Below are 18,451 nucleotides of genomic sequence, written 5' to 3'. Positions count from 1 at the left end.
ACCTATCCTGCCTCACCTTCGGGCGGCAGGAACGGCGCGGCGACTTCAGGCGGCACGCGCATCAGGCGGGCCGTTTCGCGGTCCACCATTGCCCAGGTGGATTTGGCGCGCACCAGCATCTTGCCGTCCGCATCGCGAAATTCGTAATGCCTGTCAAAACGCGCGCCGCGCGGGCCGTCCTTGATGATCGTCTCGCCCGTCACCTGCGCGCCTTCGCCCACATTGCCGCGGTAATCGATCTCGTGCCGCGTCACGACCCAGGCGAAGGCGTCGACATGATCCGGCAAGGCATCGGCCTGCCAATGCGCAACCGACAATTCCTCCATCCACCGCACCCACACGGTGTTGTTGACGTGGCCGTTCTCATCAATGTGCTGCGGCAGTGCGGTGAAGGTGGTTTCGAAGCGGTTGCTCATATGGCCTCACAATTATCCGGCCCGCCGCATCCACACAAGCTGCCGCATGTCAGACATTCTTAATCGCTGCGAATTACCTTTCTGCTCAGGCAGCGCCGGCGAAGAGGGCATGATGGACGACAACGAAGCCGAGAAGCGCAGGCAACGCGGCTTCAAGCCGAATGTGCAGATGAACGGCAAGCGCAAGGGCGCACGCAGCTTCATCATGACGCCGGAAGGCGCCTTCATTCAGAAAGATGGCAAGCTGCACACGCTGGCCGATGCGGTCGATCTGTTCTGCTCGGAGGTGGCGCATGATCCTGCCAGCTGGAATGCCAATATGAAGGGCTATCAGTACCTGGTCAGCCACACCGACACGGCAGACCGAGAGGATGTGCGCCGCGCGCTGGGGTGGCTGGAAATGGCACTGGCGCAGCGTCAGCGTGATGCTGCTGTGGCTGCCTGCAAATATCTCGCCGCGATCCCGCCAATGCTGCTGGCGGCCGATTACGGACGGGTGATGGCGATATTCAACAGCCGCATCGTCGGCATGGTGTGGGCGCTCACGCCGGATCTGGACATGAAACCGCTCCCGCCCAGAATCCCGCGTTTCGGTCAGGAGGCGGGCTTTGGCCTGATCCGCGCGGTGCCCGAATTCTACGCCATGCTGGCGATGCTGGGTCCGGAAATGGAGGAAATCGTCACGCAGCTGGTGGAGGAAGCGCTGGCCTACAAGGTATCGCTTCCCCCGCAGCTTGTCAGTCTTGCCCGTTCAGGCCCAGCTGCCAGAGGATAAAGGCCGCTTCCTCCGCCGTTTCGCGCAGGCCCTCGAACCGGCCGGACTTGCCGCCGTGCCCTGCGCCCATATTGGTTTTCAGCAGCAGGATATTGTCGTCGGTCTTGTACTCGCGCAGCTTGGCGACCCACTTTGCAGGTTCCCAATAGGTGACGCGCGGATCATTCAGCCCGGCTGTCACCAGCATCGGCGGATAGCCCTGCCGCGTAACCTGATCGTATGGCGAATAACTGAGGATGTGGGTGAAGGCGGCCTTGCTCTCGATAGGATTGCCCCATTCCGGCCATTCACCCGGCGTTAGCGGCAGGGTGTCATCCAGCATGGTGTTCAGCACATCGACGAAAGGCACATGCGCCACGATGGCCCCGAACAGTGCCGGGTCCTGATTGACGATGGCGCCCATCAGCTCGCCCCCGGCAGAGCCGCCGCTGGCACTCACCTTGCCTTCCGCCGTGTAGCCAAGGTCCACCAGGCCACGGCCCACATCGACGAAATCGTTGAAGGTGTTGGTACGCTCCGCCATCTTGCCTTGCAGATACCAGTTGCGGCCAAGATCGTCCCCGCCGCGGATATGCGCGATCGCATAGGCAACGCCCCGGTCGATCAGGCTGAAACGCGTGGTGGAGAAATTGGGCGGATAGGCAAAGCCGTAGGCGCCATAGGCATAGAGATGCAGCGGGCCGCCCATCGGCCTGTCCTTGCGATAGACGATGGAGACAGGCACCATCGCCCCGTCACGCGCGCGCACCTCCAGCCGCTCCACCGTATAGAGCGAGGGATCGAAGCCGCTGGGTATTTCCTGCACCTTCAGCGTCTCCAGATCTTTGCTGGCAACGTGATAATCATACACCGTATCGGGCGTGATCGGGCTTTCGTAGGTGAGGCGGATACGGTCCATTTCCCATTCGGGATTGTTGCCCGTGCCCGCAGAATAGGTCGCTTCGGGAAAGGCGATCGTCTCCACCCGGTCAGGATCGTCGTAATAACGCAGCTGCACCTGGTCGAGGCCGTTCAGGCGCCCTTCGGTTATGTAGAAATCCTTGAACAGGTCGAAACCCGTCAGGTAAAACTCGTCGGACCCCTCGATCAGGGTCGTCCAGTTTGACGGATCGGCAATGGGCGCTGTGGCGAGGCGGAAATTCACGTGGTCGTCATTGGTCCAGATGAACACCGTGTCATCGCGAAAATCCGCACCATATTCCACGCCCACCTGGCGCCGGCGCACCACCTTCAGATCGCCCATGGGATCGTCGATGGAGGTGAACAGTACCTCGCTCGTCTCGTTATCGCCGGTGGCGATGATCAGCCATTGGCGGTTGGCGGAAACGGATGGGGAGGCGGTGTAGCCCAGCGTTTCCTCGTGGTAGATTTCCACGTCATCATCAGAGGGCTGGCCGATGGTGTGGGCGAAGATGCGGTCAACCCGCCAGTTCTCGTTCGCGCGGCCATACACCAGCACGCTGTCATCCGCTGCCCAGATCAGGCCGCTGTTGACGTTGGATATCCGGTCTTCCAGCAGCTTTCCGGTTTGCAGGTCCTTGATATAGGCGGTGTAAAATTCGCCGCCGGTGGTATCGGTGGTGTAGGCCAGATATCGCCCGTCCTCGCTCACCGACATTGCGCCAAGGCTGAAATACTCCAGCCCCTCTGCCAGTGCGGGACTATCAAGGATCAGCTCCGCATCGCCGCCAGCCACAGGGCGGCGGTAGTATTTGCGATATTGTCCGCCGGTCTCGAATTCGGACCAGTAGAGGTAGTCGCCATCCTTCTGCGGAACGCTGGAATCGTCCTCCTTGATGCGGGCGCGCATCTCTGTGAACAGCTCTTCGACAAGATCCTGCTGACCCGCCATCTTCGCCTCGAAATAGGCGTTTTCGGCGCGGACATAGTCCAGCACGTCCTCATCATCGATGGTGGGATAGCTCTGGTCCCGCAGCCACGCCCACGGGTCTGAAATGGTGATGCCGTGGTGGGTATAGCTGTGCTCACGCTGCTCTGCGCGTGGCGGCTGAATCGTGTCTTTGGTCAATTCGATATCCTGTGCATTTACAGGCAGTGCCGTAGCAAGGCTTGCCACAGCGGCAAGGGCGATCATCCGTATAGTTTGCAATTGCGCGACCCATTCTATTGTCTGCCTGCCGTGCTGCGGGTGGAAACCTGCACGCCGAAGGCTTATGTGACGTGCCTAAATGAATTTTGTTTCCTCTGAAACCGGGAATATGACGACATGCTGATGCAAACCCACGAAGCCCGCCTCGATGCCCTGCGCAAGGAGCTTGCGCGCCGCAATCTGGATGGCTTCGTGATACCGATCAGCGATGAGCATCTGAGCGAATATGTGGGCGCCTATGCGCAGCGTCTATCATGGCTGACCGGCTTTGGCGGTTCGGCCGGCAGCGCCGCCGTGCTGAAGGACAAGGCCGCCATGTTCGTGGATGGCCGCTACACGCTGCAGGTGCGCCAGCAGGTGAGCGGGCAGCTGTACGAATACAAATCCGTGCCCGACGATTCCATGGCCGACTGGCTGGCCGCGAACGCCGGCGAAGGGGCGCGCATCGCCTATGATCCGTGGCTGCACACGCGCGGCTGGGCGAATGCGGTGGCAAAGAAGCTGGAAGCCGTGGGCGCTGAACTGGTGCCGGTCGACAGCAATCCGCTGGATGCCGTGTGGGAAGACCAGCCGGAGCCTTCCGACGCGCAGGCATTCGTGCAGGACGATGCGCTGACGGGCCGCTCCAGCGCCGAAAAGCGCGGCCAGATTGCCGAGTGGTTGAAAGAGAACAAGCTCGATGCAGTGGTGATCAGCGCACTCGATTCGGTCGCATGGACGCTGAACATTCGCGGCAAGGACGTGGATCACACGCCGGTCGCCCTCTCCTATTTGATGGTGCAGGCCGATGGCACGGCAGACTGGTTCATCGCGCCGGACAAGGTCACACCCGAAGTGGCGCAGGCGCTGGGCAATGCCGTACGCATACACCCGCGTGACGAATTTTCCGCCGCCTTCGAAAAGCTGGCAGGAAGGCGCGTGGCCGCCGACCCCGCCCGATCGGTCGCAGCGATCTTCCAGCGGCTGGACGATGTCGGTGCCGAGATCGTGAGCGAAGATGATCCCGCCGTATTGCCCAAGGCGATCAAGACCCCCGCCGAACAGCAGGGCCACCGCGATGCACAGGCGCGCGACGGCGTGGCGATTGCCCGCTTCCTGCACTGGCTTTCCGTAGAAGCGCCCACCGGCGAGGTTGACGAGCTGACCGCCGCTGCAAAGTTGCACGAACTGCGCCGCCAGAACAGCGACCAGCTGCGCGACCTGTCCTTCGACACGATCAGCGGCGCCGGCCCCAATGGTGCCAGCCCGCATTATCGCGTGGACGAAGACAGCAATATCAAGCTGGAGCCGAACAGCGTTTATCTGGTGGACTCAGGCGGACAGTATCCTGACGGCACCACCGATATCACCCGCACCATCTGGACCGGACCCGATGCCCCGTCCGCCGAGGTGTGCGACCGCTTCACCCGCGTACTGAAGGGCCATATCGCGCTGGACATGCAGACCTTCCCGCCCGGCACCCCCGGCTCTGCGCTGGATGCGCTGGCTCGCCAGCACCTGTGGATGGCAGGGCTGGACTATGCCCATGGCACCGGTCACGGCGTCGGCAGCTTCCTGGGCGTGCACGAAGGGCCGCAACGCATCGCCAAGCCGCGCGGATCGCAGGCCGGAACGGACCAGCCGCTGATGGCGGGCATGATCCTTTCGAACGAGCCCGGCTATTACAAGGCGAATGAATACGGCATCCGCATCGAGAACCTGGTGCTGGTGGAGCCGCGCGAGATCGACGGCATGGAAGGCGAATGGCTGGGCTTCGAAACCCTCACCTTCGCGCCCATAGACCGCACGCTGGTGGACAAGAGCCTGCTCAGCCCGGCAGAAATCGACTGGTGGAACACCTATCACGCAAAGGTGCGCGAGGTATTGGCTCCGCAACTGGAAGGCGATGTGCTGGCGTGGCTGGAAGAGGCGTGCAAACCGCTGTGACGCGCCAGTTTCTAAGCGCCAGATGAACGCGCGTTCGCTGGCGCGACAAACTGCGACAAATCTCCAGCCTACCGGCAAACTCCTGAGACATTGACAGCCTATAACGTTGTTTCAGAGTGGCGGGGTGCCGGGTCCTCCCTCCCCCCTTCAAGCCGGCGCCCCGTTGCTCTACTCATACGAACTGGAGAGTAGAGACATGAAGAAGACCCTCATCCTTGCGCTGACCGCAACCGGACTGACCCTTGGCGGCGCTGCCGTGGCGCAGGACCGGCCCGAACGCGGTGCAGACATGACCCGCGCCGATGCAGAGCAGCGCGCTGCGACACGCTTTGCGCGCATGGACGTCAACAGCGATGGCGTGATCGACGCCGCCGACCGCGAGGCCCGCGCCCGCGCTCGTTTTGACCGCGCCGACACCAATGGCGATGGCATGCTGACATTCGAGGAATCGCAGGCTGCCCGTGAAGCAAGGCAGGAGATGCGACAGGAACGCCGTGCGGAACGTGGCGGCGAAGGCCGACGCGGGCACCGCATGGGCCGCCGTGGCGGAATGCGCGGCGCGATGATGGCGCAAGCTGATACCGATAATGACGGCTCGATCAGCCAGGCTGAATTCACCACCGCCGCGCTCTCCCGCTTTGAACGCGCCGATGCCAATAATGATGGCACCGTCACCGCCGAAGAGCGCCGCGAACAGCGGCAGGAACGCCGCGCCCAGCGCCGCAACCGCGGATGAGCGACACGCCTGTAAAATTGCTGCTGGTGGATGATGAAGCCAGCTTGCGCGAACCCCTGGCCGACTACCTGTCGCGCCAGGGGTTTGCCGTGCGGCAGGCCACCGATGCGGCAAAGGCGCGCTCCGCCCTCTTGGAAGAGACGCCGGATCTGGTGCTGCTGGATATCATGATGCCGGGCGAGGATGGCATATCCCTGTGCCGCCATTTGGTGGAAAGCCGCAATCTGCCGGTAATTTTCCTCACCGCCAGGGGAGAAGCCACGGATCGGATCGTGGGGCTGGAAATCGGCGCCGATGATTACGTCGTCAAACCCTTTGAACCGCGCGAGCTGGTGGCGCGCATCCGGTCCGTTCTGCGACGGGCCAGCAAGAGTGCCGCGTCACAGGACGATACCGCAGACGCCCATTATGAATTCGAAGGCTGGAAGCTCGATCCGCTCAAACGCCGCCTGACCGACCCGGAAGGCACCGTCGTGCCGATTTCCACCGCTGAATTCCGCCTGCTGGTCGCGCTGCTGGATCACCCCAACCAGGTGATGGACCGGGACCGCCTGCTGGACATGGTGCAGGGGCGAGAAGCGCATCTGTTTGACCGCGCGGTGGACAATCAGATCAGCCGCCTGCGCCGCAAGGTGGAGATCGACAAGAGCGATCCCAAGCTGATCCAGACTGTGTGGGGCGGCGGCTACATGCTGGCGGCCGAAGTGCGCCGTTTCGTGCCGGACGCGGATTGATCCGGCACGCGATGCGCCGCTTTCTTCCCAAGAGCCTGCAAGGGCAGATGCTGCTCTCCGTCGCGCTGGGCCTGCTGGTGGCGCAGGTGTTGTCGGGCGTGCTGCTGTTCCGCGCGGAAGAGCGGCGGCAGGAAGCGCGGCTGGTGAATTCGCTGGCATTCCAGCTGGTGCGCGATCCGCAGGTCGACTTGCGCGACGGGAGGCCGGGGCGCGAACGCCGCGCGCATCGCCGCCGCATTCGCATCGAACGCGCGCTGCAATCTCCCCTCACCAGCCAGGAGGCCCGCGATCCCGCACGCGAAGCGGCTTTGCGCGCCGTGCTGGAGGAACAGGCCATCGCGATTGACGAGCTGGTGGTCATCACGCGGCAAACTGCCCGTGACCGGTATATTTCACGCGCCCTGCAAGATCGCGTGTCCCTGGGCCCCAATTCGCGGTTCGACCCGGATGGAAAGATCGTGCTGGCCGGCCTGAAGCGTGACGGCGCGGATGAATGGCTGGTTGCGCGCGCCCCGGTGCCGCCGCGCAATGTGGGCGCCATGCGCGGGGTCATCCTACAGACCCTGATCCTGTATATCGTGCTGGTTGGCGGGCTTGCCATCTTGCTGCGCGAAATCACCCGCCCACTGGCCGCGCTGACAAAGCGCGTGGAACGCTTTGGCGGCACGGTGGATGGCGGGCCACGGATGGAGCCGTCCGGCCCGGACGATACCCGCCGCCTGATCACCGCGCACAATGCCATGGAAGCGCGCATCGCCGGATTGCTGGATGAGAAGGACGTCATGCTGGGTGCCATCGGGCATGATCTGAAAACCCCGCTGGCCGCGCTGCGCGTGCGAATTGAAAGCGTGGAAGACGACACGGAACGTGCACGCATGGCCGACACGATCGAGGATATTACCAATTCGCTCGACGATATTCTCTCGCTCGCCCGCGTAGGCAGGCCCAGCGACCCACTGGAGCGGACGGAGCTTTCCGCGCTCGTCGCCTCCGTCGTGGAAGAATATGAGGACATGAGCGAGGACGTGGAGCTGGGCGAGACGCAGCGCGTTGCCCTGCCCCTGCGCACCACCTGGCTGCGCCGCGCCCTGCGCAACCTCATCGGCAACGCGCTGCGCTATGGCGGGCAGGCGCGCGTCAGCCTTTCCCGCACCGATACAGAGGCCATTGTCCGCATCGCCGATAATGGCCCCGGTATCGCCGAGGACCAGATCGCACTCATGCTGGAGCCCTTCTCACGCGGCGAATCGTCCCGCAGCCGGGAGACCGGCGGCGCAGGGCTCGGCCTGACACTGGCGCGCGCAATCGCGGAACAGCACGGCGGCAGGCTGGTGGTGGCCAATCACATTGGCGAGAACGGCAGCATCGAAGGGCTGGTGGTGGAGCTGCGTTTGCCCATCTAGTTTTCGAACCCGCCTCCGCGGTTTCGTCCTCGCTATGCGCGCAGCTAGCTGCGCCCGCTACGGGCGGGCGCTTGCCCTTGCGGTTCGCTAGACGCGGACCGTTTCCATCGCAATCGCTACCGAAAAGAGAGTATCGGTCGTCTCCAGCTAAGCGGAGGAATCAGCTCCGAGGAATATCTGGCAATCATCAGCGCATCAGGCCGCCAAGGATATTGCGCACGAACGCGGTTGCACCCGTGCGCAGCGGGTTGGCACTGGACTTTTTACCCAATGCAGTGGCAACGGCGATGGAGGCGAGCGAGCCTGCCGCTGCCCGCGCCGCGCCCTTGCCAGCCTTCTCCCACATTGACGGCGTTTTGCGCGGCTGCTTGGCGACTTCCTCGCGGCCCTTCTTCTCCACCTCTTCTGCGGTCTTCGCGGCGTCCTGCGCCTTTTTCAGCAGCACCTCTTCCGCGCTTTCGCGGTTAACTTCCTCATCGTACTTGCCATCAAACGGGCTGACGGACTGGATGATCGCGCGCTCCTTCACCGTCAGCGGGCCAAGGCGGCTGCGCGGCGGCTTTATCAGCGTGCGCTGCACGATGGTGGGAGCGCCCTCCTCATCCAGAGTGGAAACCAGCGCTTCACCCACCTTCAGCTCGGTAATTGCCTGCTCCACATCGAGATCGGGATTGATGCGGAAGGTTTCAGCTGCCGCCTTGATGGCGCGCTTGTCACGCGGGGTGAATGCCCGCAGCGCGTGCTGAACGCGGTTGCCCAGTTGCCCGGCAATTTCCTCTGGGATGTCGATGGGGTTCTGCGTCACGAAAAATACGCCCACACCTTTGGATCGGATCAGGCGCACAACCCGCTCGATCGTTTCCTGCAAGGCATCGGGCGCGTCGTCGAACAACAGGTGCGCCTCGTCAAAGAAGAACACCAGCTTGGGCTTTTCCGGATCGCCCACTTCGGGAAGCGTTTCGAACAGTTCGGCCAACAGCCACAGCAGGAAGGTGGCGTAAAGCTTCGGGCTGCGCATCAGTTGTTCTGCGGCCAGCACGTTCACCACACCGCGCCCCTGCTCGTCCACGGTCAGGAAATCGTCTATTTCCAGCGCGGGCTCGCCAAAGAAATTATCCGCCCCTTGCGATTCGAAGCTGAGCAATTGCCGCTGGATCGCGCCCACCGATTGCTTTGACACATTGCCGTATGCGCCCGACAGTTCCTTGGCATTGTCATAGGCCCAGGCCAGCATCGCGCGCAGATCCTCGAAATCCAGCAGCAGCAGCTCGTTCTCATCGGCATAGCGGAACACGATCTGCAGCACGCCTTCCTGCGTGTCGTTCAGATCCAGCAGGCGGGACAGCAGCAGCGGGCCCATTTCCGAAACTGTGGTGCGGATCGGGTGGCCGTTCTTTCCGTACAGATCCCAGAACACGACGGAATTATCGGAATAGGCATAGTCCTCCATGCCCAGTTCCTTCGCGCGGCTTTCCAGCTTGTCGGCATGTTTAAACGTGGGCGATCCCGGCATGGCGATGCCGGACAGATCGCCCTTCACATCGGCCACGAACACCGGCACGCCATGGGCGGAAAAGCTTTCCGCCATGCCCTGCAAGGTCACCGTCTTGCCGGTGCCGGTGGCGCCCGCGATCAGGCCGTGGCGGTTGGCGCGCGACAGGGCCAGCGCCTGCCGGTTGCCGTCCAGATCGTTGCCGAGGAAAATCTCCGCCTGTTCGCTCACTTTAGCCCGTTCCTTATTCGATTGTTGCCGTATTCGGGGAGTGACCCTAGAGCGGGGCTGATGGATGGCAAGTCCCCCTTCGTCCTGCTTGATGACGCGCGCTCTCAGGGTGCGAGCGATGCGCATTGCTTCACGCAGCCGCAGCAGATTTTCGTTGCGCGGCGGGCAGAGGATGTCGTGCGCGTGCTGGAACAGGCTGACGCCGCACGGCGCGAAACCGGCAAGCACCTGGCGGGCTACCTCGCTTATGAAGCGGGCCTTGCGCTGGAGGAACGGCTCGCCCCGCTGGCCGCCACGCGCAGCGGCAGTGCGGGGCCACTGGTGTGGCTGGGCCTGTTCGACGATCCTGAAATCATTCCCGCCGCCGAGGTTGAAGGCTGGCTGGCGTCACGCTGCACCGGTCAGGCCAGTATCGGCCCGCTTGATCCGCAGGTTTCCACCGGCACCTATCTCGATGCGTTCGATACCCTGCAGGAGGGGATTCGCGCGGGCGACATATACCAGGCCAACCTCACCTTCCCGCTGGCCGGTCCGGCTTCGGGCGATCCGCTTACGCTGTATGCCAAGATTCGTCCCACTGCCTCTGCCGGGTACGGCGGGCTGGTTTTCGATGGATCGGACTGGCTCCTATCCTTCAGCCCGGAACTGTTCTTTGCGCTGCGCGATGGCGCGGCCAAGGTGAAGCCGATGAAAGGCACCCGTCCGCGCGGCGGCACGGCGGCGCAGGACGCGGCATTGAAGGAAGAGCTCAGCCAGTCGGTGAAGGACAAGGCTGAGAACCTGATGATCGTGGACCTGATGCGCAACGATCTGAGCCGCGTGGCACAGGCGGGCAGCGTGCGGGTGGAGCATCCCTTCGCAGTGGAGACATATCCCACGCTGCACACCATGACGACAACCGTCCTTGCCGAACTGGCAGAGGGCAAAAGCGCGGTTGACGTTCTGCACGCGATCTTCCCCTGCGGTTCCATCACCGGCGCGCCAAAGATCCGCGCGATGGAATTGATTGACGAGGTGGAGCGCGATGCGCGCGGCCCCTATTGCGGCGCCATCGGGCGTATCGATGCCAATGGCGATGCCGCCTTCAACGTGGCCATTCGCACTATCCGCCTGACACCGGGCGAAAACCTGCGCCACAAGGCGGTGCTGGGCGTTGGCGGTGCGATCGTTGCCGATAGCGATGGCATGGAAGAATGGCGCGAATGCCTGGTAAAAGGCGCTTTCGTGCGCGGCGCGGCGGGCGGGCACGACCTGATCGAAACCATGCGCTTTGATCCCGAAGGCGGCATGCCGCTGCTGGAAATGCACCTTGAACGCATGAAGGCGAGCGCGGCGGAACTGGGCTTTTCATTCGATCGCCACGAAACGCGCAACCGCATCCAGGCCCTGTGTTTTGAGCTGGAGGAGCCTGCAAAGCTGCGCCTGCTCCTCTCCCGCTCCGGCGCGGTGACGCTGGAAACCCATCCCCTGCCCGCGGCCCTGCCGAACCCGGCACCCTGCATCGCCCTGCCCCACCCCACCGTGGCGCATGACTGGCGTTTGCAGCATAAAAGCACCGACCGCAGTTTCTATGCAGAGGCGCTGGACGTGGCGAAAAGCGTGGGCGCAGTGGAAGCCCTGCTGGTGCGCGATGGCGAGGTGACGGAAGGTAGCTGGACGAATATCTTCGTTGAACGCGATGGCATTCTGCTCACCCCGCCGCTTTCCGCAGGGCTGTTGCCCGGCATCCTGCGCCGTTCGCTGATAGAGGATGGCAAGGCGCGCGAAGCGGTGCTGACGCTGGGGGATCTGGAAGGCGGCTTCTTCATCGGCAACGCCCTGCGCGGCCTGATGCCTGCTACCTTGGACGTACCATGACACAGCATCTGAGCCAGGCTTTGCAACGCATCGAAGCCTCCCCCACCACCGCGATGACGGACCGTGCCAGCGAATTGCGAGCCGAGGGCCGCGATGTCATCTCCCTTTCCGTGGGAGAGCCGGATTTCGACACGCCGCCTCACGTCATCCAGGCCGCCAAGGATGCGCTGGATGCAGGCGACACGCGCTACACCCCCGTCACCGGCACCGCGCGCCTGAAGGAGGCAGCGGCACTGCACTTCCGCCGCGATCTGGGCATTGCAACCGATCCCTCGCAGGTCATCATAACGGCGGGCGGGAAGCAGGCGATATTCGAGGCGCTGGCAGCCACGATCAGCGCGGGCGACGAGGCTATCGTGCCCTCCCCGTGGTGGGTCAGCTATCCGCAGATGGTGCGCTTTTGCGGCGGGACGGTGGTGCCGCTGCGCACCTCGGCCGCCAATGGCTATCGCTTTCATCCCAGCGAGCTTGAGGCGCTGATCACGCCGCGCACCAATTGGCTGCTGCTGAATTCGCCCGGCAATCCCACCGGTGCCGTCTATCCGGCAGAGATGCTGCGCGGCATCGGAGAGGTTTTGCGCCGCCATCCGCAAGTGCTGGTGATGAGCGACGATATCTACGCGCCCCTGCGATACAGCGATGCTCCGCACGCCACGCTGGCGGTGGAATGCCCCGATCTGGCGGACCGCATCATCACCGTGTCGGGCGTTTCCAAAAGCCACGCGATGACGGGCTTTCGCATTGGCGTTGCCACGGGGCCGGATTGGCTGATCTCTGCCATGGGCCGCCTGCAAAGCAATTCCAGCGGCAATCCCTGCAGCATCTCTCAGGCTGCCGCCGTTGCCGCCTTTGACGGTCCGCAGGATTTCCTGGCCGACTGGCGCGAGGCTTTTCGCCGCCGCCGGGACATGGTGGTGCAGCGGATCAACGCGATAGAGGGGCTGTCCACGCCCGTTCCCGATGGCGCGTTCTACTGCCTGATCGACGCCGCACCCCTGATGTCCCGCTTCGATGGGGACGATGGAAAGCTGGCGCTCCACCTGCTCAATCACGGGGTGGCCACCGTGGCGGCCAGCGCGTTTGGCGGGGCCGACGGATTTCGCATAAGTTTCGCAGCAGATGAGGCCGTTCTGGCCCAGGCGCTGGACCGTATAGAAAAGGCGCTTTCATGACACAGATTCCCATTCTCTTCGAAGATGGCGAATCACTCGTCATCAACAAGCCGTCCGGCCTGCCGATCGAAACCCCGCGCAAGGGCGGCCCTGCCTTGGCCGATCATCTGGAAGACCTGAAGCTGGGCTTCCAGCGCGCGCCCGCACCTGCGCACCGGCTGGATACCGATACCAGCGGCTGCCTGCTGCTGGCCCGCAATCCCAAGGCGCTGAAACGGTTCAACGCCGCTTTCGAGGCGAAGACCGTGTCGAAAACCTATCTCGGCATCGTTGCCGGGCCGGTGGCGGACGAGGAAGGCACCATTGATCTGGCCCTGTCCAAGATCAGCAGCGAGGCCAAAGGCTGGCGCATGATCGTGGCGAAGAAGGGCAAGCCATCCGTCACTCATTGGACCAAGCGCATGGAACTGCCGGGCGGGCTGACGCTGGTGGAATTTCGCCCGGAAACGGGCCGCACCCACCAGATTCGCGTGCACGCCGAACATGCCTTTGGCAAATCGCTGCTGGGCGATCCTGTCTATGGGCACAAGGATGGGCGCGTAAAGCGCACCATGCTGCACGCCAGCGCCATTGTGATGCCGCGCGATGGCAAGCCCGATATCGCGGCCGAAGCCCCGCTGCCCGCCGATTTTGAGGCTCTTGGGGCTGGCTGATGGGCAGGATACTCGACCGGGCAAACGAGATTGCGGAGGAGGCCTTCATCGCCGCCTCTGGCCCCGGCGGGCAGAACGTCAACAAGGTGGCCACCGCCGTACAGTTGCGCGTGAATATCTATGCGCTGGGCCTGCCGCCGCGCATCTTCAACCGGCTGACGGATATCGCGGGCAATCGCCTGAACCAGGCGGGTGAGATCGTGATCGATGCGCGCAGCCACCGCACGCAGGATGCGAATCGGCGGGACGCGCGAGAACGCATGGCGAAGATGATCGAAGAAGCGATCAAGGAACCCAAAAGACGCGCAAAGACGCGGGTGAACCGCGTGGGCAAGCGCAAGCGTCTGGCCAACAAGAAGGCGCAAGGCGAGAAAAAGGCATGGCGCGGCAAGGTCGACATATAGTCGGCAGCCTTGACTTTCCCCCGATTCTCTAGCAGAGGCGCGCGCTGGAAGGGCGGCGCTTGGCGTCGCCCCTGTTTTTTCGGGCCATTACCCTGGTTGGGGGCCCTTTCGATAGATTTGGAAGCAAGACCATGGCGAAGCCCGCAACCATCAAGATCCGCCTGAACTCCACCGCGGACACCGGCCACTTCTACGTGACCAAGAAGAACCCGCGTAACCACACGGAAAAGTTCACCTTCCGCAAGTACGATCCGATTGCCAAGAAGCATGTCGAGTACAAGGAAGGCAAGATCAAGTAAGAGGCCACCTGGCCCCTTTCTGATCAGCGCCTTTGCTGAACGCCGGGAACCTTCAAGGTTCACTGACGGTTCAACGCCTCACCTGTACCCCGGTATCTTAACTGGTGAGAGTATGAACGTCTTGAAAAATTACCTCCGCAAACCCGCCCTCGCCGCCTTTGCCGGCGCGATGGCGGTTGCACTTCCTGCTACATTCAGCGTGGCTGCCACGCCCGTGGCCGCACAGGCGCAGACCGACCAGTTGCAGCGCGCTGCAAAGGCTCTGCGCGGCATCACCACGATGCGCGCCGATTTCACCCAGACAGACCGTCTGGGCAACGTGATCGGCGGCGAGTTGACGCTGAAAAACCCCGGCAAGATCCGCTTCGAATATTCGGACGATGTGAACATGCTGGTCGTTTCCAACGGCAGCGCGCTTTCCATCATCGATTACGACGTCAGCCAGGTGGAGCGTTACCCTGTGGGCGATTCGCCGCTGGGCGCGCTGCTGAACCCCGATCGCGACATCCGCCGTTATGGCAAGGTGCAGCGCGGCACGGGCAATGGTGTGGTCAGCATTCAGGTGAGCGACCCGGATCGCCCGGAATTTCCGGCGATCACGCTGATTTTCCTGGAAAAGGCGTCGGCCCCCGGCGGGCTGGAGCTGAACAGCTGGGTGGCACTCGATTCGCAGAATCAGCGCACCACGGTGCGACTGCGAAACCATCGGTATGGAATGTCTGTATCGGACGGCGAGTTCCGATTCCGTGATCCGCGCCGCTCGTCCCGTCGTCCGGGGTAAACAGCCGGAAGGCGAACGGTTGTAAATTTACGACAAATTACAAATGTCATTTATTGCCATGCGAGGGTTAACAGCCTACTTCTACAGACATAGAGACGCGGTGAGGCGGGTTTCCCCCCTGTTGCCCTGATCCTCGTAAAAGCTGCGTTTCTTGCGAAGCGTGACGAACGCTCGAAAAATGAACCCCCGTCGCATCATGCCCCCGCGACGGGGGTTTTTTTATCTGCGCTCCCGGACTAGGCATCGCCGATGGTCAAAATCACCACCTGGAATATCAACTCCGTCCGCCTGCGCATGCCGATCGTTGCACGCTATCTGCAGGAACACGCACCCGATGTGCTGTGCCTGCAGGAGATCAAGTGCCAGGAACACCAGTTCCCCTACGAAGCCTTTGCCGAACTGGGATATGAACACACCGCCGTGCACGGCCAGAAGGGCTATCACGGCGTCGCCACCGTCAGCCGTATCCCGCTGAAGGAATTTTCCCGCCACGATTGGCAGGACAATGGCGAGGCGCGGCATGTGGGCGTGGAACTGCCCACGGCGGGCGGCATGATCCTGGAAAATGTTTACGTGCCTGCCGGGGGTGACGAGCCGGATCGCGAAATCAACGTCAAGTTCGGGCAGAAGCTGGATTTCCTGGAACGGATGACTCGCTGGGCCGATGCCATCGATCGCCCCACCATGATCGTGGGCGATTTCAACATTGCCCCGCTGGAAAGCGATGTGTGGAATCACAAGCAGTTGCTGAAAGTCGTCAGCCATACGCCGGTTGAGGTGGAGAGTCTGCAACGCTTCATGGATGCCCACGGCTGGAGCGATATCGGCAGGGAGCAGATCCCCGCGCCCGAACGCTATTACAGCTGGTGGAGCTATCGATCCAAGGACTGGAGGACCAATGATCGCGGGCGGCGACTGGATCACATGTGGGCCTCTCCCGATCTGGCGAAACAGGTGGTGGGCCATTCCATATTCGAGGATGCCCGCAGCTGGGAAAAGCCCAGCGATCATGTGCCGCTGATGACGGAGTTCGACCTCTGAGCGACTGGACGCCTCCGTCGGCGCAGCGGCGCGTGGCGCAGGCGGTGGACGCCTTGCGCCATGGCTGGCCCATCAAGGTGGGCGATGCGCCCGTGTTGCTGCCGGTGGAAACCGCGCTGGACCGTACAAGCCGATCCGATCACCTGCTGATTTCCCACGCCCGCGCGGAAACGCTGAAAATCACCAATCAGCGCCCGGCGGCAGACGGCCATTCGCCCGTGCTGATGCGCGCGGCAGACGCCTTGGATCTTCATGGCGCACTGCCCGTGGCAGACCCTGCGCTGGACCCGGCAAATCCCCTGAAAGGCCCGTTCCAGGCTGTGACTCTGGAATGGATGACAGCCGCCCGCACCGCGATGGAACTGGCGCGGATCGCCGGTATCCTGCCCGCATTCCTTGTTGATGCGGAGCCTGCGGGAGAGGCTGTTGCGCTGAAATCTGTGGACCTTGCGGCATGGTCCGATCCTGACAATCTGGTGATCGCCACACGCGCGCACCTGCCCATTTCGGCGGAGGAAAATGCCGAGATCATCGTTTTCCGCTCCCCCGGTGACATGCGGGAGCATGTGGCGCTGGTGCTGGGCAGGCGCATGATCGATATTCCGCCGCTGGTGCGACTGCATTCCGAATGCCTTACAGGCGATATCTTCGGCAGTCTGAAGTGCGACTGCGGCCCGCAGCTGGATGGCGCGTTGGCGGCAATGTCTGCCGCGGCTGCCGATGGTAGCTGGGGCGTGCTGCTGTACATGCGGCAGGAAGGGCGCGGTATCGGGCTGGTGAACAAGCTGCGCGCCTATCGCCTGCAGGATGAAGGCTTCGATACGCTGGAAGCAAACCGCCGCCTCGGCCTGCCCGAAGAAGCGCGCGATTTCCCCCTGGCCGCTCGCATGCTGGATCTGCTGGGCGTGGATCGGCTGCGCCTGATGACCAACAATCTGGAAAAGGTGGTCGCGCTGGAGGATGCGGGCGTGACGGTGATCGAGCGCGTACCGCACGAACTGCCAGCCAACCCGCACAACACCCGCTATCTTGCCACCAAGCGAGATCGCGCCGGGCATATCCTGACTTGAGCTGGTCCATTCGGGAGGAGGCCGCCGATCACACGGCAGCCATTCGCGCGATGACGCTGCGGGCCTTTACAAGACATCCCCATTCTGACGGGAGCGAGGCGGACGTGATAGATCGCTTGCGCGAAGATGGAGATTTGGTGCTGTCTCTGGTGGCTGTGGATGGAGCGCAAATCCTGGGCCAGGCCACTTATTCCGCCGCCAAGCTTTCAAGCGGGGAAGAAGGCTGGATGGTATTAGGCCCGATCAGCGTGGAGCCCAAACGGCAAGGCGAAGGCATCGGTCGGGCATTGCTGGAGGCTGGCGAGGAGGAGATGCGGGCGCGCGGCGCCAAGGGTATCACCGTGCTCGGCGATCCGCAGATTTATTCGCGGTTCGGTTATGTGCAGCACACGCCGCTGGGGCTGGAGGGCGAGCTGGGCGAATATCTTCAGGTGAAAAGCTTCGGTGCGCCCATTCCATCGGCAACGATTCGATACGCGCCCGCTTTCGGCCCTGATTTTGACTAGGCCCAGCGGCCAAGCGCCTGCCCCATGCGCACTGAATTTCCAGCGCTGAACTCTTCAAGCCATTCGACGCGTCCCGGCTCGAACAACAGAACGACGGTAGAGCCAAGGAAGAAGCGGCCCATCTCATCGCCCGCCGCCAGATCGTGCTCTCCATCGGCGAAGGTGCGGTACCGCAATTGCCCCGCGTGGGCAGTCTCTCGACCGCCCCACACGGTTTCCACCCCGGCCACGATCATCGCGCCCACCATCACGCTGGCGAAGCTTCCGCGTGGGCCGTCAAACAGGCAGGCCAATCGCTCGTTGCGGGCAAACAGGTCGTCCACGTTCTCTGCCGTCACCTGGTTCACGCTGAACAGGTCGCCCGGCACATAGACCGTGCCCAGCAATTCCCCTGCGGCGGGCATATGGACGCGGTGATAGTCTTTAGGGCTGAGGTAGATCGTGGCGAATGCGCCGCCTTCAAACCGTTCGGCGATTACCGGATCGCCGCCCAAGAGTTGCGTGGCGGTGAATTCGCGTCCCTTGGCCTGAAAAATGCGGCCTTGGGTGATTGTCCCGATCTGGCTGATCGCGCCATCGGCGGGGGAGAGGACGTGTTCGGCAGCGTCCGCCAGTGGGCGCGCGCCGGGTTTCAGCTCTCTCGTGAAAAAGTCGTTGAAGCTGCGATAGGCTTCTGTCGGGCGGGCGGCCTCCGCCATGTCCACATCATATGCATCGATGAAACGGCGGATCAGCCGATCCTTCAGCCAAGTGGTCTCACTTCCGGCAAACTTGCCGGCGAAGCGGGAAACGGCGTGATGCGGCAGCGCATGCTGCAGCCAGATGAATGGTGATGTCATGATATC

18 protein-coding genes are annotated in these 18,451 nt (G+C 62.8%); 14 read left to right on the top strand and 4 right to left on the bottom strand.

Annotated features, from left to right (window positions below; translation table 11 throughout):
• Nucleotides 1-2 precede the first annotated feature (2 nt).
• Nucleotides 3-416, bottom strand: a complete 414-nt coding sequence (locus tag GRF63_RS01530; RefSeq protein WP_160484252.1) for an acyl-CoA thioesterase — start codon at nt 414-416, stop codon at nt 3-5.
• A gap of 109 nt (nt 417-525) precedes the next feature.
• Between GRF63_RS01530 and GRF63_RS01525 the strand changes: the two genes are divergently transcribed.
• Nucleotides 526-1,191, top strand: coding sequence for a hypothetical protein (locus tag GRF63_RS01525; protein ID WP_160484251.1), 666 nt, complete (start codon nt 526-528; stop codon nt 1,189-1,191).
• Here the strand turns inward: GRF63_RS01525 and GRF63_RS01520 are convergent.
• Entirely contained in the window at nt 1,154-3,286 is a 2,133-nt protein-coding gene (locus tag GRF63_RS01520; RefSeq protein WP_160484250.1) for a S9 family peptidase, read from the bottom strand. The genes GRF63_RS01525 and GRF63_RS01520 overlap by 38 nt on opposite strands.
• Before the next feature lie 132 nt (nt 3,287-3,418).
• Here GRF63_RS01520 and GRF63_RS01515 point away from each other — a divergent pair, with 132 nt between their 5' ends.
• From GRF63_RS01515 to GRF63_RS01500, 4 genes are all read left to right on the top strand, one after another.
• Entirely contained in the window at nt 3,419-5,227 is a 1,809-nt protein-coding gene (locus tag GRF63_RS01515) for an aminopeptidase P family protein (RefSeq protein WP_160484249.1), read from the top strand.
• A 196-nt stretch (nt 5,228-5,423) separates the two neighbouring features.
• A complete protein-coding gene (locus tag GRF63_RS01510; protein ID WP_160484248.1) occupies nt 5,424-5,963 on the top strand; it encodes an EF-hand domain-containing protein in 540 nt (179 codons plus the stop codon).
• Nucleotides 5,960-6,697: a response regulator gene (locus tag GRF63_RS01505; protein ID WP_160484247.1), complete on the top strand. Its 738-nt coding sequence runs from the start codon at nt 5,960-5,962 to the stop codon at nt 6,695-6,697. Before GRF63_RS01510 ends, GRF63_RS01505 begins: the two co-directional genes overlap by 4 nt.
• Before the next feature lie 11 nt (nt 6,698-6,708).
• Complete coding sequence (locus GRF63_RS01500; RefSeq protein ID WP_160484246.1) at nt 6,709-8,100, top strand: sensor histidine kinase; 1,392 nt, start codon at nt 6,709-6,711, stop codon at nt 8,098-8,100.
• Nucleotides 8,101-8,287: 187 nt separating this feature from the next.
• Here GRF63_RS01500 and GRF63_RS01495 read toward each other — a convergent pair whose 3' ends face one another.
• Nucleotides 8,288-9,949, bottom strand: a complete 1,662-nt coding sequence (locus GRF63_RS01495) for a helicase HerA-like domain-containing protein (protein ID WP_202131535.1) — start codon at nt 9,947-9,949, stop codon at nt 8,288-8,290.
• On the opposite strand from GRF63_RS01495, the gene pabB reads away from it, so the two are divergent.
• From pabB to GRF63_RS01450, 9 genes are all read left to right on the top strand, one after another.
• Complete coding sequence (gene pabB / locus GRF63_RS01490; protein ID WP_160484245.1) at nt 9,884-11,680, top strand: aminodeoxychorismate synthase component I; 1,797 nt, start codon at nt 9,884-9,886, stop codon at nt 11,678-11,680. The two genes, GRF63_RS01495 and pabB, sit on opposite strands and share 66 nt — an antisense overlap.
• Complete coding sequence (locus GRF63_RS01485; protein ID WP_237392248.1) at nt 11,677-12,852, top strand: pyridoxal phosphate-dependent aminotransferase; 1,176 nt, start codon at nt 11,677-11,679, stop codon at nt 12,850-12,852. The genes pabB and GRF63_RS01485 overlap by 4 nt, the downstream gene beginning before the upstream one ends.
• A complete protein-coding gene (locus GRF63_RS01480) occupies nt 12,849-13,505 on the top strand; it encodes an RluA family pseudouridine synthase (RefSeq protein ID WP_160484244.1) in 657 nt (218 codons plus the stop codon). The genes GRF63_RS01485 and GRF63_RS01480 overlap by 4 nt, the downstream gene beginning before the upstream one ends.
• A complete protein-coding gene (gene arfB, locus GRF63_RS01475; protein WP_160484243.1) occupies nt 13,505-13,909 on the top strand; it encodes an alternative ribosome rescue aminoacyl-tRNA hydrolase ArfB in 405 nt (134 codons plus the stop codon). Before GRF63_RS01480 ends, arfB begins: the two co-directional genes overlap by 1 nt.
• 131 nt (nt 13,910-14,040) lie before the next feature.
• Nucleotides 14,041-14,208 (top strand): 50S ribosomal protein L33, encoded by a 168-nt coding sequence (gene rpmG, locus GRF63_RS01470; RefSeq protein WP_047003840.1) that lies wholly within the window; start codon nt 14,041-14,043, stop codon nt 14,206-14,208.
• Between the two features lie 112 nt (nt 14,209-14,320).
• Nucleotides 14,321-14,989: a LolA family protein gene (locus GRF63_RS01465; RefSeq protein WP_160484242.1), complete on the top strand. Its 669-nt coding sequence runs from the start codon at nt 14,321-14,323 to the stop codon at nt 14,987-14,989.
• Nucleotides 14,990-15,238: 249 nt separating this feature from the next.
• Nucleotides 15,239-16,030, top strand: coding sequence for an exodeoxyribonuclease III (gene xth / locus GRF63_RS01460; protein ID WP_160484241.1), 792 nt, complete (start codon nt 15,239-15,241; stop codon nt 16,028-16,030).
• Nucleotides 16,031-16,062: 32 nt separating this feature from the next.
• Nucleotides 16,063-17,100, top strand: coding sequence for a GTP cyclohydrolase II (gene ribA / locus GRF63_RS01455; protein ID WP_160484240.1), 1,038 nt, complete (start codon nt 16,063-16,065; stop codon nt 17,098-17,100).
• Complete coding sequence (locus GRF63_RS01450) at nt 17,097-17,606, top strand: GNAT family N-acetyltransferase (RefSeq protein WP_160484239.1); 510 nt, start codon at nt 17,097-17,099, stop codon at nt 17,604-17,606. Before ribA ends, GRF63_RS01450 begins: the two co-directional genes overlap by 4 nt.
• Here the strand turns inward: GRF63_RS01450 and asd are convergent.
• Nucleotides 17,603-18,445 carry an archaetidylserine decarboxylase gene (asd, locus tag GRF63_RS01445; protein WP_160484238.1) on the bottom strand — a complete coding sequence of 281 codons (843 nt, stop codon included), beginning with the start codon at nt 18,443-18,445 and terminating at the stop codon, nt 17,603-17,605. The genes GRF63_RS01450 and asd overlap by 4 nt on opposite strands.
• Between the last annotated feature and the right edge of the window lie 6 nt (nt 18,446-18,451).

The organism is Aurantiacibacter rhizosphaerae (genome assembly GCF_009807005.1).
GTDB classification, from domain to species: domain Bacteria; phylum Pseudomonadota; class Alphaproteobacteria; order Sphingomonadales; family Sphingomonadaceae; genus Alteraurantiacibacter; species Alteraurantiacibacter rhizosphaerae.
This window is presented reverse-complemented; position numbering and strand designations above follow the sequence as displayed.